5 protein-coding genes are annotated in these 16,457 nt (G+C 52.7%); 3 read left to right on the top strand and 2 right to left on the bottom strand.

The features are described from left to right. The first annotated feature begins 127 nt into the window (after window positions 1-127). Window positions 128-1,327, top strand: a complete 1,200-nt coding sequence (locus tag C5Y96_RS02975) for a M48 family metalloprotease (protein WP_158261065.1) — start codon at window positions 128-130, stop codon at window positions 1,325-1,327. After that, complete coding sequence (locus C5Y96_RS02970; RefSeq protein ID WP_105350048.1) at window positions 1,324-6,855, top strand: AAA domain-containing protein; 5,532 nt, start codon at window positions 1,324-1,326, stop codon at window positions 6,853-6,855. Before C5Y96_RS02975 ends, C5Y96_RS02970 begins: the two co-directional genes overlap by 4 nt. Window positions 6,856-7,676: 821 nt before the next feature. On the opposite strand, the gene C5Y96_RS02965 is transcribed toward C5Y96_RS02970, so the two are convergent. Next, window positions 7,677-11,042, bottom strand: a complete 3,366-nt coding sequence (locus C5Y96_RS02965) for a right-handed parallel beta-helix repeat-containing protein (protein WP_146115494.1) — start codon at window positions 11,040-11,042, stop codon at window positions 7,677-7,679. A gap of 77 nt (window positions 11,043-11,119) precedes the next feature. Further along, window positions 11,120-12,913, bottom strand: coding sequence for a hypothetical protein (locus C5Y96_RS02960; protein WP_105350046.1), 1,794 nt, complete (start codon window positions 12,911-12,913; stop codon window positions 11,120-11,122). Between the two features lie 927 nt (window positions 12,914-13,840). Here C5Y96_RS02960 and C5Y96_RS02955 point away from each other — a divergent pair. Next, the gene (locus tag C5Y96_RS02955; protein WP_105350045.1) at window positions 13,841-16,456 is read left to right on the top strand and encodes a PSD1 and planctomycete cytochrome C domain-containing protein; all 2,616 of its coding nucleotides are present in this window, start codon (window positions 13,841-13,843) and stop codon (window positions 16,454-16,456) included. Window position 16,457 lies beyond the last annotated feature (1 nt).

Genomic DNA, 16,457 nt, shown 5'->3' with positions numbered 1-16,457 from the left:
GTCTTGAGTGAACCACCCCGGTGAGGGAAATTAGAACCCATCTTCCCCAATAAGATGAAGCATCTATTTTCCTGTCTTGTAATCGAGAATGCTCGTGAGTGACACGTCTGACGAATCTTTCCGTCCATTGGAACCGCTGCCGTATCACAGGCAGATACGGGACTATTTAATGGAGGAAGAGGCGGAGATTTGGAATTGGTATTGCTCGCACCGAGTCCGGGAGGACCAGGCAGAATCGATTCGGTTCGAGTTGCTTAAGTCGACCTATCGAATTGATCGCGACTCGCAGCCTGACTGGTACGAGATTGCCGACCTCGCCCTATCTCGGCTAAATCTTGACGTGCCGCTGACGATTTATCAGGCCCAGCACGCAGAAGGGATGAACGCCAGTTTGGCCTATTTACCCAGCGAGGCTCATATCATCCTGTTTGGCCCTATATCATCGAAGCTGAGCCGCGAGGAGTTGCTATCCGTATTTGCTCACGAGCTTTCCCACCTTCTGTTATGGCAGCAATGGGACGGTGAGTTCCTGATCGTCGACCAAATCTTGGCCGCACTGACCAACGATCGCAAAGCTCATCCGGCACATTTGGAGAGCATGCGGTTGTTTTCCTTGTACAACGAAATCTTTTGCGACCGTGGCTCTCTGTTTGTAACAGACGATCCAAACGTAGTTGTTTCTTCCCTAGTAAAGATTTCTTCTGGATTGGATTCAGTCAACGCCGAAAGCTACCTCAAGCAGGCCGCAGAGATCTTTGAGCGGGAGTCTGGGCCGTCGCAAAGTCTTTCGCATCCGGAAAGCTATATTCGGGCCAGGGCTGTCCAATTGTGGCATAACCGAGATGTCGATGCCGAAACGAAGATCACTGACATGATCCAAGGGCAGCCTGCACTCAATGAACTTGACCTGCTTGCTCAACGGACCATTGAAGTCAAGACGCGACGAATGGTCGATTCATTACTGGCTCCCAATTGGATGCAGACGGAAGTGATGCTAGGACATTCCCGGCGTTTTTTTGATGAGTATGCCCCTCCAGCCGCAAGCCACTCTGACGAGGCGCTGGCGACTGATCTGAAGACAGATGATCAGCTACTGCTTGATTATTACTGCTACGTGCTGCTTGATTTTGTAACTGTTGATCGTGATTTGGAGGAATGCCCGCTGGCAGCCTCGCTGATTTTGGCAGAGCATGCGGGAATACAATCTCGATTTACTGAGATTGTGAGGAAGGAACTCAAGTTGCGAAAAAACCAACTGGATCGCATTGATCGCGAAAAGAACAAGATCGTCGAAAATGCCGCGAAAGAGTTCGCACCGAAGCCATGAAATTTCAATCCTATCTTACGCAACGATTAGACGCCGATGGGTTCTCAACCGAGGATGCTCTTGGGGCCTTTCTTCCACTCGTGCGCGAAACCCTGGAAGCCCACGCAGCCGAACTCGTCGCTCCGCTTGTCGGCATTGAAGATTTGAACGTCGAGGGAAACCGCATTTGGTTTGAAGAGGCGAAGCGGCTTCCGTTTCGACGAAACCCAAGCGAACTCAAGCAAATTCAGTCGCTGAATCCTTCGAGCGTCGAAATTGTCAACGAGATTAGGCGATCCTCATCGATCGACGAAGGGGAAGAAAGCACGACGTACCTATCGATAGGTGTACCTGGTGAAAAGATTACCCGACCTGTATTTCTGCCAGGCTACGTTGCCTGGGAACATGAATGCGAACACCACGATCCATTAACCGATATCTTTAGCCTGGGAATGATCCTGGCGAGCCTCGCATGTGGGCTCGACTTCTCTGAACCAAATGACCTGGAACGATTCGCGCACTCGCGTGACAACCTCTTCCAGATTCAGCCTGCGCTGCATCCCGTCCTGGCCCGGGCCATTGTCAGGATGACTGAGGTCGATCGGCACCGCCGAGCACAAGACTTACCTGCTATCTTGTCGACCCTGGAAAACTACCGCGATCAAGGCGTCGACTTTGAAATCGATTTGGCGCGCATTGAAGGCTTAAAGGAGAAGGATTCTAGAACGAAGCAAGCAGTGGTACTGACGCGATTGCGCGAACGGCTGTTCGATCTTACTCGGCGAAATCGTTTGTTGCACTTCAAAGCGACGATGCAGAGCGTCAATTTAACCCAAGCCTCCGTTCCTCTTTCGTTTGACGTAAAGAACGTCCGTCCCGATCAGATCTTGGTCTGGAACGACGCAACACAGCGGGAATTCATTAGTGGCAAACCGGTTTCCCTGAACAAGTATCTAAACTTTTCCGAGGCGATCTACTTACCGAGCCTGCTGGATCGCACGATTGCCGAGGCGCGGCGAGATCAAGCCGAATATGGCTTTGCACAATTACGACTGGTCGTCTGCTTTCTGCATTGGGCAAATCTAAAGGAAAAACCAATCGAGCAATATGATTCTCCATTCATACTGCTGCCGGTCCAGTTGAGCAAGAAGAAGGGAATCCGAGACACGTTCCAATTGGAAGTGCTCGAATCCGACGCCGAGATAAATCCGGTCGTCCGGCATCAATTCAAGCAGTTATACAACATCGAATTGCCCGATCGGATTGATTTGAAGAAAACCAGTTTGGATGAGTTCTTTTCTCTGTTGGCCCAAAGGATTGAGTCAAGTGACGTTTCCGTAACGCTCAAGAAGGTCGATCGACCACGAATTTCCCTGATCCACGAGCGGGCGAAACGTCGCCTTGATCAATATCGCCGCCGAGCCCGGTTGGCTGGAAGAGGAGTTCGTAAGTTTCAAGACCTCGACTATAGCTATGATCCGGCCAACTATCATCCGCTCGGAGTCAAGTTATACAACGATCGCGTTCGGGCTCCTGAGACTCACCTGCGTTCGATCATCGAAGAAAAGCCCCGGCCGCGGACGTTTGCTATCGAACCTCATGCGCCGGCTGAGGTAGTAAAAGAGAAATCGTTTTACAGTTTGCACGAAGGTGGAGAAGACAATCCCTACACATGGACATTTGACCTCTGTAGCGTGACCCTGGCAAACTTCAAGTATCGCAAGATGTCGCTTGTACGCGATTACGATAGTCTGGCCGAAGAACAGCCGGCGAGTATCCCGTTTGAGTCAATCTTCTCATTGGCTCCCCGCACGACCCAGCGAACGTTGCCGCCGACGCCTGCATTGGAAGATCGTTTCGACGTGGTCCCTTGCGATCCGACACAAGCGACCGCCATCGAGGAAGCTCGAACAGGAAAGAGTTATATCATTCAAGGCCCTCCAGGCACTGGTAAGTCGCAAACCATTACGAATTTGATCGCTGACTATGTGGCCCGCGGCAAACGCGTTCTCTTCGTCTGCGAGAAGCGAGCCGCGATCGACGTGGTGTTCGCTCGACTCCGGCATTGTGGTCTCAAGTCTCTCTGCTGCCTGATTCATGATTCACAAACCGACAAGAAAGAGTTTGTGATGGATTTAAAGGAAACGTACGAGCGATTCCTTCAGGAGGAGCATTCCAGAACAAGGCTTATCCGTCGCGATACCGTACTACGCCGGATGGATTCCGACCTATCGGCTTTGCAGAAGTACGATGATGCGATAACCTCACATCGCGAAGATGCTGGTATGTCGCTTCGCGAACTCTTAGATCACGGCATCGCCTTGCAAAATCAGCGAACAGACCATACCTCGGTCACGAAGGGGCTTCTGCCGATCTATTCACTATGGTCAGGCTCACGCGTAGCAATCGATCGCTATACCAAGGCACTGACTCGGGTACAGTCCGATGCGATAGCTTCTCGGCATCCGCTCTTTCTTGTTTCGCCAAAGATGGCTCGTCAGGAACACCCTATCGACATCGTCACATCCGCGATCGAAAAGGCACGCCCCCATTGGGAGTCGCTCGTGCAGCAGTTGGGCAAATCCGGCGTACCCGCTAGTCAGTGGGAAACGTTGAATCTTGCGAGGGAATTGGTCGACTACGCCCGAAGAATTCACCCTGCCAGTTCCTTGGGGCTCGTGTCGCTCTTGGATGAACAATCCGAAGTTGCCCAGCGATGGGCAGGCCGTACCCATGAATTCAACCAGAAGCTGAAGGAAGTTTCTGACGCTGCCAATAAGACGAAAGCATGGCGCAAACGACTACCGGAAGAAGAGGTCGAAACGGCGATCGAGCAAGCGCAGAGCTTTGAAGGGAAATGGCTCGCCTGGCTCAGCCCACAATGGTGGCGGCTGCGAGGAATCTTAAACCAGGCGTATGATTTTTCTTCGCACGTCGTTCGACCGAGTTGGCGTCAGGTACTGGAGGGACTACGTGAAGAATACGGGCTGCAAAGGCAAGCTCAAGAGTTTGCCGCTTCGATATCGCAAGATTTCGGTGCACCAGCAAATATTGAGTCGTTCCTGAATGATCTCAATCAACTCAAAGCAGATCTCAAGACATTGCCTGCGTCTCTAACCCGAGTCCACCAGGCGATTCTCAAGTCTCCCAAGGCTCAGCAAATTATCGATCGCGTCTTTGCAGCGGAAGCGTCGCTTGTCGGTCTAGAGCACGAGCTGAGCCGCTTTGCGGAAGATGCGGACATGTTGCCACTCAGCCAACTAGGTGACGCGCTGGCGGGTGCTGACGATTCACTCGAAGATCTACCTGACTTTCTTGAGGCACTGGAGGAACTTCTGGAACTGCCACGAGAGATCCGCCGCGCTCTACGCACCGCTCCCCTGTCTCCCGCCCAGTTAGAAGCGGCGTCAATAGCCCATACAGTGGAGCTTTGCTATCGACGAGCAGATTCGTTGGAGCAGTTTGATGGAGGCAAGCGTGCCAAGCACGCATTGGAATTACAACGGCAGTATGATCGCTGGCTGGGATCCAATGCGAGGGAAATTCTGCGGAGCGTCGAAGAGCGATTCTCCGAGAACGTTCGACTTTGCGAACAACCTGCCGCCAAACTTAGTGCCGTGGAAAAGGAACGCAAAAAGACTTATAGCCGCGGTCGACGAGAACTAGAACACGAGTTTGGTAAGTCGATGCGGTACAAGCCGATTCGCGAACTCGTATCAGGCGATTCTGGTGAGGTCGTTAAAGATTTGAAACCCGTCTGGCTAATGAGCCCTCTGAGCGTATCGGACACGCTACCACTGGACACGGATCACTTTGACATCGTGATCTTTGATGAGGCGAGCCAGCTTACGCTTGAAGAATCGATACCTTCGATTTTCCGAGCAACTCAGTGCATCGTGGTTGGCGATGAAATGCAGCTTCCGCCAACCGACTTCTTTTCTACCAAACGCAGTGAGGATGACGACGAGGAACTTTTAATCGAAGAAGAAGGAGAACTCGTCCAGTATGACCTGGAAAGCGACAGCTTCCTGAATCACGCCGCGAAGAATCTTCCTTCTACCATGCTGGGGTGGCATTACCGCAGTCGAAGCGAGTCACTGATCAGCTTTTCCAATTGGAAGTTCTATGATGGCCGCTTGCTCACCGTCCCAGAAGAACAAATCTCAGATAAGCTTCGCCCATCAATTGAGGTCGCTCGCGATTCGGCAAAATCTCAGGGATCGCAAGCATTATTGGAGCGGGCTGTCAGCTACCACTACCTACCACACGCAACTTATGAGAATCGCCGTAATTCCTCTGAGGCTGACTATATCGCTCATATGGTCCGGGAGTTGATTCGTGATCCAGGGGGCAAGACCATCGGTGTTGTCGCCTTCTCGGAGGCCCAGCAAGGCGAGATTCAAGACGCATTGTTGCGATTAGCAGGTGAAGACAAAGTGTTTGCCAATCGACTTGAGTTGGAATATGAGCGAGATGACGATGGTCAATTCGTCGGCCTGCTGGTTAAGAACTTGGAGAATATTCAAGGGGACGAACGCGACGTCATCATTCTCAGCGTTTGCTACGGCAAAGACCGCCACGGCAAAATGCGAATGAATTTTGGTCCGATCAACAAGAGTGGTGGGGAAAAGCGGCTGAACGTAGCATTCTCTCGGGCAAAAGAGCACATGGCGCTCGTTAGTTCGATCAAACATACGGAGATCACGAACGACTATAACGATGGGGCGAACTGCCTCAAACAATACTTGCGGTACGCCGAGGCCGCTTCGATCAGCGATAGCGCAACTGTGCACAGCGTTCTCCGAGGATTATCCCGCTGGATGGACTCCTCGGAGTCGAAACGGCAGCAAAATACATTGGCTGAAGCGATTTCGGCGAAACTGAAAGAGAAAGGCTTCATCGTCGATGCCGATGTAGGACACTCTCATTTCCGGTGCGACTTGGCTATTCACCGTCCCGGAGACGAAGCGTATCGCCTGGGCGTCCTTCTAGACACATTGGAACACTATGAACAGTCGGACCTACTGGAACGCGACATGATGCGCCCACGTCTACTGCGAAACTTCGGCTGGCGAATCACACAAGTGTTCGCGAAAGATTGGTATGCTGATCCCGCAAGCGAGCTGGATCGCCTTTTGCAGATACTGGCGGGTGCGGAAGATCCGTGGCTTGCGAGTCATGAGAAGGAGCTAGGCGAATCGGTCGACATCACCGATGAAGAACAGCCGACAACGGCTGTCGAGGTAGATGACGCGTCCGAGCATTCAGAGCTGGAGTTAGCAAGGTTAGAAAAAACTCCGGTAGCCGAAGACACATCCATATCGAAAGAGCAGTCGTATCTCGAACTCAAGGACGATCATTCCCAGAAGTTTTGGGAGATCACGCTTAGCGGCAATTCATATACGGTTCGCTTTGGACGAATCGGAACATCGGGGCAATCCAGGACGAAGACATTCGCAGATAATACGACGGCAGCCCAAGATTATCAGCGTTTACTTCGTGAGAAGACTGCGAAGGGCTACATTCACCCAGACGTGCAGAAAGACTAAGGTGGACGTAAACCAAGTCGGCCAACTTCAAGAATCTAAAAACCACCTTTTAGCAATTCCGGCACAAATTCGTTGAGCTTCAGAAATGAGAGTCCTCGACTTGGTCGATACGCCATAATAATTTGACGGCTATTGCCTCTTAGGCCCCTGGTCAGGAAAGATGACTAAGGGGCACTGGTAAAGAAACTCGCCAAAAACTTTACTAGCGTCGGCGACAAGTAAAGCCTGCTTTACTAACGAATTTTTTCTAGATCCAACCTGAATCTTCCTGGCTACCTCTTCAAGGCCAATTCATTGAGTAACTTTGCGGTCTCTCTCTATCACGTTGGAGTTCGCTCTTAAGCCTCTTTCGGAGATCCATTCTGTTCAAATTTTCGTCCCAAACTGGCCCCAAAGGTATCACCGAAGGTATCGCAAAAGGTATCACCAGAGCCGCTCCCAAAGGTATCATTTTTTTCGCGACATAAAGCCCTTCCATAAAATCACTTACATCAACGTAAATTCTCCCATGGGTATCACTTTCTGCGTTCGGGACGCAGAGGTCGCACGTTCAAATCGTGTCACCCCGACTTCCTAAAGCCTTGCAAATGAACGACTTGCGAGGCTTTTTCTTTTGGCCGTTTCTGGTAAGACTTTTGGCAAGCGCTGGTTCGATTGGCATGCCACCTTTCGCATAGGCAAGGTTGTGCTCTTTGGACCTTGGAGGTGACCTGGCATGATCAACACGTGCCAAACTTTTCAGCCCGCTTGCCTCAATGCATTAGATACTCCGAGCAAAGGCAAGAGATTTGAGCCCCGATGACTGCTACCTATTTGGCTGGTCATAGGAGCCAGTCGAGGAGCAACATCTCGTATGCTGACTCTTCCTGACTTGTAGGCGTCAATGATTCGTATTCGGCTGAAAATGCCGCGTCGATTAATCGCACATCGAGTTGGTAATGGGTCGACTCTTCCGACGTGATATGGGAACCGGTTTGTACCGTTGGTTCCACATTCTGCTTCTCGGCTCCAGGGTTTCGACCTAGAACGTCATCCAGCGAGTTGGTGCCCACTGGTTCAGGTGCCAAGGAATACCAGAATTCGGCGTCCGCTTCGCGCTGAACAGGTTCACCTTCTAGCAAGAGTTGTAGTGGAGCGGTCTGCGCTCCGAAATCGATTGGCGGTTGGATGATGTCGACATTCACGGTTGACTTGCGTCGCCCGTAGTTCCTGATCAACAACGAGAAGTCGGACAGCCCAACCTTACCACTTTGGTCGTAATCAAACCGATACGCCTTAGTGTTTTGGCTGTCGGGAATTCGACCATATACCGAAATGAATTCGGCGAAGTCCTGGATGCCAATCTTTCCATCATCATTGGCATCGTAGACCACAGGGATGAAGGCCCCTTCAATTTCTGAAACAACGCCGAGATCCTGCGATGCATTGATCGCCGACGAAAGTAGCTGAAATCCATTGTCGGGGGCGCTATGTGGATACTCCGTAAGGCTCGCCATGGGGAGACCGACAAGGTCTTGAACGTCAGGCGAAAACTTTACCTTGGCGATAAGTACCTGTTGGCCCTGAGCATAGCCAGATAGATCCAAGTCGAAAACATTCACAGTACTCGTTGTCAGGCTTCCGTTAACAACGGTCGAAATCGTGGGACTGCTTCCCATATGATCGACGACAACGGGGTCTGTAAACCAATCCGTAAACGACTGAATTTCCGCAGTCAGATCCAATGGCTGATCAGGCAATAATTCGCCAACTTCCATCCACAGTTCGGCGACGACATCTTGCCATTCATGCAAAGTCGGTATGGAAGGCTGACTGCCGGCATTCCGTGCATCACCGACATTACCCGAAGCAGCCGTGCTGTTGAGGAAGATAGAAAGATAGCTATCCGAAAAACTACCAGGGAACTCAATAGCACCGACATCGGCAAAGGAATTGAAAGGCACCAAGCTTACCGAATTGACTTCCGATAGTTCGTCAGCGCCATCATAGATCGACAGCAAAGAACTGCCAGTTCCGTAACCGATCCCAATGGTTGGCGAAAGTTGCGAGTTTCCCGTCCCAAAATCGATTCGGATTTCTCCCGTGGCCGTCAGCGTAACCTGGAATTGAACGTCACCTCCCGTCGCAACGAGGGTAGCGTCCCAACGAATGGTAACCTGATCGGTCGTGGAAACATCAATGTAGATGTCATCGCCGACACCAGCAGTTGAAAGATCATCCCACAATGCAGCGATACGCACATTGGTCGTCAGCGCCGCGGGGTCATTCTGGCCACTGGCGGGATCGGATTGTCCAGCAAAATGAAGCAGTCCGTTGGATGAAACCTGAACTTCGCCGTAGTCGATTCCTGCCAGATCGAAACTGAACGGCAGCACGAGCGTCCAGGCTTGATCATCCGCATTCCAGTTCTGAGCGATTCCTCCCCCAGCCGAAATACCACTCTCCCCTAGCACTTGCTCTGCAAAGCCCCCCCAAACATCGTTACCGACTTCTGGCTCGTCGAAACGATTGATACCGTTGAAGTCCATAGCAGGAGCCGTGCCGTAACCTTTATCGATCGCTGGCGAGCCGGCCATCAATCCGAAGTCGTCATCCAAACCGCCGTCGACCGAAAGATCCTGATCGTAGCCCAAAAGATCATCGGCACCGTCGACGTCTCGATAAAGCGGATCACCCTCGAAGGATGCCGTATCAAGTCCGGTTTCCACTTGCCAGGCCGCCAAGGTTACATAGGCGATCGCATTCCACGTTCCGACACTTCCGCCGTTGAACACATGAAAAAGATTGCCCTCGCTTTGCTGAAACTTCCACGAAGATGGGTCCGCGCTGAGATCCTCGGAGGTGGTCTCGAACAGAATGCCAGTCCCGGAACCGATCGAAATCAAGTTACTTTGCACGATACCATTGGGGCTCAGGATATCGCTCATCCAAACAGCGTCGGCCACTGGCTCGTAAAAGGTATTAAACGAAACCTTCGTAAAATCGGTCGCATCACGCAGGTCGATGCCAACGACCTCGTTGTCGTAGATCAAATTGTTGTTAACGGAACCACCAGAAGTCACGGAAGCATAATGCGTAAAGCGTACGCCAGCTTCATTTCCGTAGATCCGATTGAGAACAATATCACCAAAGTCGCTCCCGGCAATACCCGTTCCGTTCGCGAAAATCGAGTTGCTGTTGATCGTATAGCGAGTCGGTTCGAAGCCGGGATAGTTTTGAATGCCAATGTCGTTGTCGTAGATCGAGTTGTCTTCAACCGTGGGCCCTTCAGCCGTTTGGATGCCCATGCCTCCTGCCTGGGGCGATCGGTGACCGTAGATCTCGTTTCCAATCACCTGAGTTCCGCCGAACGCTTGAATCCCCACCTGGTTATCGGAAACCTGGTTGGCCGATACGACGATCTGAGTTGCTCCGAGCGACGCACTTGCCGTGATACCGATTCGATTGTTCGTGAATTGATTGCCGGTTACCTCGGCACCATCCAATTCCAGGCTGACACCAATCCCATCGCCTGGATAGACATCGCTGAGATGGCCGCTTACCGTATTTCCGGAAATAAGTACGGAACTGGTCAACTGAGCGAACAATGCGATGCCGGCATCGTTATCGAAAATCTCGTTCTGCCTGATCTCGAGATCGGTGATTCCTTCCGTAGTCGCGCCGTAAATGCCGTAGCCATTGCCGTGCAGTTGATTGTGCATCAGCGTGATCCCATCGCCGATCGTATCGCCGCTTAGCAGCACACCGATACCTCCGCCTGTGACGACAACGTGACTGATCGTCAGATTATCGGCACCATCGATTTTTAGTACGGCATCTTGGAAAGAGCTGACGCCTGTCCTTTGCAACGTGGCGACCTTGCCGACGTCCGTAGGACCCTGCAACGTCAATCCAGTGTGGGCCGCGGTGAATACCAGGTCATGATCCGCTTTGTACGCACCGGTATCGATAAATACCTGGTCCCCTGGCTGAAAGGCGATTCCTTTGCCTAGCAAGGTCGCCAGCGAATCTACTGGCGTGGCAGCCGTAAGCCCGTCAGCTGCAGCGTTCCCCGCGGCCGTCGTGTACTGATTATCACCGAAGTCGATATCGTTCGCGACGTTTACAAAGTAGGTCGTCAACACGAGCCGTGGCTCTAGCGACTGCCAGCCCCGCAATCGATGTCGTTTTCGCTTTAACGTTCTCATGAGAGATCCTGTGGAGGATGACCGCCCCGCTGATCCGCAGGGCGCAAGGTGCACTAATGCCAGAAAGGTCCAGGATCCTAAATCGATTCAAACGCGATATAGTTCAAAAACTCGGTACCAGAAGTGTTGATCCGGTACGAGAAGGTTGTCGGCGTGACTTCCGTCAGTCGATTCCAAGTACCTCCGCTATTGTTGGTATCGCGCATCGTCGTCACGACACCTGGGAGAGTGGAAAACGTCGTGGGAAACGCGATCGTTCCTGTCGTCGACCCGACAGATTGGCTACCGACATACCAGTGAGCATCTTGGGTCACGTATTCACCAGGCTCCATGGCAATCCAATGCACATTATCGGCGGCGGCGTTAATCCAGACGTCGAATTGATTGGTCTGAGGCGTTCCGATCACGCGGATGTTGTAAGCAGCTCCTACATCGTCGACTGACTCGTCAATCATTAGAAAGATGATGGGAGGCTGATCGAACGTGGCATTAAACGAGATTGTGTTGCTACCGGAAACGGAGCCACTGAAACTTCCGGCCTGAATCATCTTTCCGTCGATCTCGTGAATTCCTTCATCCACGGCCATCCACTGCAGACCGTCAGTTGCTTCATTCGTTCGGACCGAGAACTGGCTGTTGAAGTTTCTTCGCAACCGTACCGTTGCCCCTCCGTTATCATCCATCGTCTCATCGATCGTGGCAACGACAACCGGCGAAGTGAGTGGTTCATCGTACTTTACCGTCTGAAAGTTGCCGTATACCAAATTGACCGAGCCTGGATAAGTCGTGCCGAAGCGAATTGGGCTGTAGCCGGGATCTACGTCCAACGCTAACGGCACCCACTCGGTTCCATTGGAAACGATGAGCTTGCCGAGATTCAGATCGTACGCAATCGTTCCGACGGTACTGGCGTCCGCAGGGCTCGTGGTACTGCCTAGCTTGATGGTTTGTGCTTGAAGCTGTCCGGTGACTTCAAGTTCTCCTACGGATCCTCCCGTCGTCGGAAGAAAGAGTCCTTCAATGGCAGCGACGACCTCAGCTTCTGTTGTAAACGCGCCTTGCGCGATCAATGCTTCGACCAAGGCCTGGTCAAGTGAGAATTCGGTACCGTTCAATAGAATCCCACTGCCTGCGGTGTAGGTGGTGTCGTCATCGCCATCGGCCAGGTCCCCGGGAATATTGGTCAGATCCGCCCAATTCAGAGCGAGGGGACCGACAAACTGCCCGGAAGAGTCGATCACAGTCGATCCATTGATACTGATTCCACCTTGAACGTCGATCCCGCCGTTGATCGTTCCGCCCGTCAAACCATTTACCGAATCGACTGTAGGCTGCGTGGAACCTTCATAAAAGAATCGCAGGCCCACAATTCGAAGTGATGCGAGTTGAGTCGGCGAGAACGTAATCGAGAGACTATCCACCCCAGCTTCGACACTTGCTGGAATCATCGACGAGATATCGATTTCGATTAGCTCGTTTTGTGTCGTGGTGATCGGCCCCACTCCGCTGAATTGCGTCTCGGCAGTTTCATATGACTCGCTACTGGACGCTGCCGACACACTGAGATCGTAGGCTGTGGAGGTCGTTGAATTGGCAACCGCGACCACCACAGCACCGGTTACGCTCTGAAGATCGACCGGGACACCAAACAAAAACCTGGCGTTGCCGTTGGGAGTAATGCGCCAATCGCCCAGTGACCGGCTATCAATGTTTGGCGCTACCCATAGTTCTTTCGTGGCCGAGGTGAAAGAACTGGCAAGAGTGACAGTAGACTCCCCTTCCAAAGCCCCGATCAGCAAACATGTGTTTTCCGTTTCGTCCCAGAACGCTTGCGAATCCGAAGCGGCCAAGCCAACGTCCGAAGCGAGCATCTCCCGGACTTCCAAAGACTCAGCAAACAACGACGATACTCGGGTTCTGTTTCGACGGCCACGGTACATAAGAGCAATCCTTAAGCGATTCACACAAGCCTTTGCGAGATAATTTCTCAAAACACGCAATTCAAATATTAATTACCGTGCCAGAGTATTCGCAACCCAGTGCGCGCAAATGGAATGTCGTAGAAAGATGGGTTTATTTCGAGAATATTCCGTCCGTGCCCCCCCCGATCTCACTCGGGCGATCCGCGAAAACCACGAAGGTATTGTCGGCAGCATTTCCAGTTCGGCTGCTGACCTACAACTTCACCTCGCAGTGTGTTGCGAAGTAACAAAAGACCGGAAGCTTAATCGCACAAGAGTGCTTTTCTACTTCTGCCTCTTGCAAACTCGAAGCCTACATCAAGACTGGCAATTCAAAATCAGAGGAGCACGATTTTCGCTCTCCCATGCATCCCATTCACCTCTGGGATATTGCCTCAATTCATATCCCCATGGCCGAGCAAAATAACACCACGCCCCTGAGAACTTAAGCCGTTCCAGTTAAACATGTTACACCCCCCACCAATCTCCCAGAAGACACCCCGAGAATTGATCGGGACGCATAGATCGCATGCTCAAATCGTGCCACCGTGAAAGCCCCCCCTATTCACGAAAGCCGAGCAAGAGAACTCAAGCAGAGGTTTGGCGACCAAGAAGACGTGCTGAACGTGTAAGGTATCGCCGTGCATCGACGACGGCTCAAACAATTCAGGCAATGCCAGCCCAGAGTTCACGTTACTCAACAACGCGAAGGCAAAGACTTTTTTGGGGTTAGCTCTCTCCGGCCGATCGCAGTATACTAAAGGCCACGCCAAATTCCCGCCTGCGATTCTCTCGCAATTTCCTCCGACAACACCCACCAGGCAATTTCAGGTAAATATGATGTCTCGTGGAATCGCCGCCGCATTATTGCTTGCTTTCGTTGCAAACTGCTATGGCCAGGACAAGGCCCATTTCGAGACCGACGTCCGCGGCATTTTCAAGAAGCATTGTTTTCATTGCCATGGCGAGGAAGAGACCGTCGAAGGTGGTCTCGATCTTCGCTTGGTGCGATGGATGGTTGAAGGGGGCGATTCCGGCTCAGCGATTGTCGCCGGTAAGCCGGATGAGAGTCTGATCTACCAACGACTCGAATCTCACGAGATGCCGCCTGACGCCAGCAAACAGCTCTCGACCGAAGAACTTGCGAAGGTCAAACGTTGGATCGGTGCCGGTGCCAAGACTGCTCGTCCTGAGCCAGAGTCGCTGGGAGACGAATATCTGATCTCCGAAGAAGAGCGGGCACACTGGGCCTACCAGCCCATTAAACGGCCGGAAGTTCCACAGGTGAAGAATGCCGCCGCCGTTGCCAATCCGATCGACGCCTTTTTGTTGGCGAAGTTGGAAGAACACGGCCATCAATTCAATGAGCCTGCCACGCCAGATCAGTTGGTCCGCCGGCTGTCACTCGACCTGTTGGGACTCCCGCCAGAGTTGCCATGGTCTTCAGAGTTGCGGGCAAGCGAAGATCCGGCAGCATGGAACAAGCTGGTCGACAAACTGCTCACCTCGCCGCACTACGGCGAACGTTGGGGACGACACTGGTTGGACGTCGCTGGCTATGCCGACAGCGAAGGGTATAGCGACGTCGACGCCGAGCGCCCGCACGCCTGGCGTTATCGCGACTACGTGATTCGAGCATTCAACGACGGGATGCCGTTCGACCAGTTCATTCGTGAACAACTGGCCGGAGACGAGTTAGTTTCATCACCCATGAATGATCTCTCTCCCGAAGACATCGAACTGCTGGCGGCGACCGGCTTTCTGCGAATGGCCCCCGACGGAACTGGCGGCGCTGTTGACGACGCTCAGCAAGCAAGGAACGACACGATCGCCGATACGATTCATATCGTCTCCTCTTCGCTAATGTCGATCACCTTGTCGTGCGCCCAGTGCCACGATCATCGCTACGATCCTATTTCGCAGGCCGATTATTATCGTTTCCGTGCGGTCTTTGATCCGGCGTTCGACTGGCAAAAATGGAAGAACCCCAATCAGCGTCTCGTCTCGCTTTATACCGACGCCGACCGCAAGGCGGCCGCTGAGATCGAAGTAGAGGCGAAAGTCATTGACGCCGCCGTTATCGAGAAACGGAACGAGTTCATCCAAACAACCTTTGAAGAGCAACTGGCAAAGTTGCCATCCGAAATTCACGAATTGGCTCGAACCGGATTCGCCGTAGATGCCAAGAAACGGACGGCGGAGCAAAAAGAGATCTTCCGTAAGCATCCGAATCTCAACGTATCCGCTGGTTCGCTCTATCTCTACAACCAGAAAGCGGCCGACGAACTGAAGAAGATGCAAGAGGAGGCAACAGACGTTCGCGCCAAGAAGCCGAAACAAGAGTACGTACGAGCGCTGACCGAGACACCGGGACAGATCCCGACCACTCGACTTTTCTATCGAGGCGATTACGCCCAACCGAAACAAGAGCTGACGCCGGCCGGTTTGACGATCGTCCGTCAGGTATCGGGACTTCCAGAGATTGCGGTTTCATCATCTAGCCTGCCAACCTCCGGCAGACGACTGGCCCTGGCCGACTATCTTACCGACCCGAAGCATCCATTGACGGCCCGAGCGATTATGAATCGAGTCTGGATGCATCACTTTGGCGTCGGCCTGGTTACAACGCCAACCGACTTCGGAGCATTGGGCGATCCTCCGACGCATCCCGAACTGCTGGATTGGTTGGCCGACGAGTTTATCAAGAGCGGTTGGGACTTGAAGCATATGCACCTGCTAATCTTAACCTCCAACGCGTGGCGACAGGCAATACGCAACGATGCGGCACTGCAAGCCGAGGACCCCGACAATCAATGGTACGGGGGTGCCCGACTGCGACGACTCGACGCCGAGACAATACGCGACAGCCTGCTGACGATCTCTGGCGAGTTGAACACGAAACAATTCGGCCCACCGGTTCCTGTAATGCCGGATACCATCGGCCGGATCGTAGTTGGCGAAGAAAACACCAATGCTGGGCGACCTGGCGCGGTGGTGGATATGAAGGGGGAAGATCTGCGGCGGAGTGTTTATATTCAGGTCCGACGTAGCCGCCCCTTGAGCATGATGGAGACGTTCGACCAGCCGGCGATGAGTCCCAATTGCGATCAGCGCCGACCTTCGACCAACGCCACCCAGTCATTGCTGATGCTCAACAGCGTCGAGCTGATCGACCGATCTCGGAAAGTGGCAACCCATCTTTCGCACGAGTTTCCCGACGATCCGGCGAAAAGAATTGAGTCGGCCTGGCGAAAGATCTATTGCCGCGCGATCGAAGAGCAAGAGTTGGCCGACGCCCAAGCATTTGTCCAGTCGGTCGCGGAAAGTTTAAAGACGCAAGCGGCCTACCAGGCGAATGGGGAAAAGCTACCGGCCCGCTCCGCCGACGAGGAGGCGTTTGCCGTGTTGTGTCAGGTGCTGCTTAGCTCCAACGAGTTTTTGTACGTCCAGTAAC

The organism is Blastopirellula marina (assembly GCF_002967715.1).
Lineage (GTDB): Bacteria > Planctomycetota > Planctomycetia > Pirellulales > Pirellulaceae > Bremerella > Bremerella marina_B.
Note: the sequence above shows the minus strand (reverse complement) of the source record. Positions and strands in the feature narration are given on the sequence as shown.

Excerpts from the sequence above, each read along its gene's own strand:
- C5Y96_RS02970 (WP_105350048.1), top strand. The coding sequence starts at position 1,324 with ATGAAATTTCAATCCTATCTTACGCAACGATTAGACGCCGATGGGTTC.
- C5Y96_RS02960 (WP_105350046.1), bottom strand. The coding sequence starts at position 12,913 with ATGCTCGCTTCGGACGTTGGCTTGGCCGCTTCGGATTCGCAAGCGTTC.
- C5Y96_RS02965 (WP_146115494.1), bottom strand. The coding sequence starts at position 11,042 with ATGAGAACGTTAAAGCGAAAACGACATCGATTGCGGGGCTGGCAGTCG.
- C5Y96_RS02955 (WP_105350045.1), top strand. The coding sequence starts at position 13,841 with ATGATGTCTCGTGGAATCGCCGCCGCATTATTGCTTGCTTTCGTTGCA.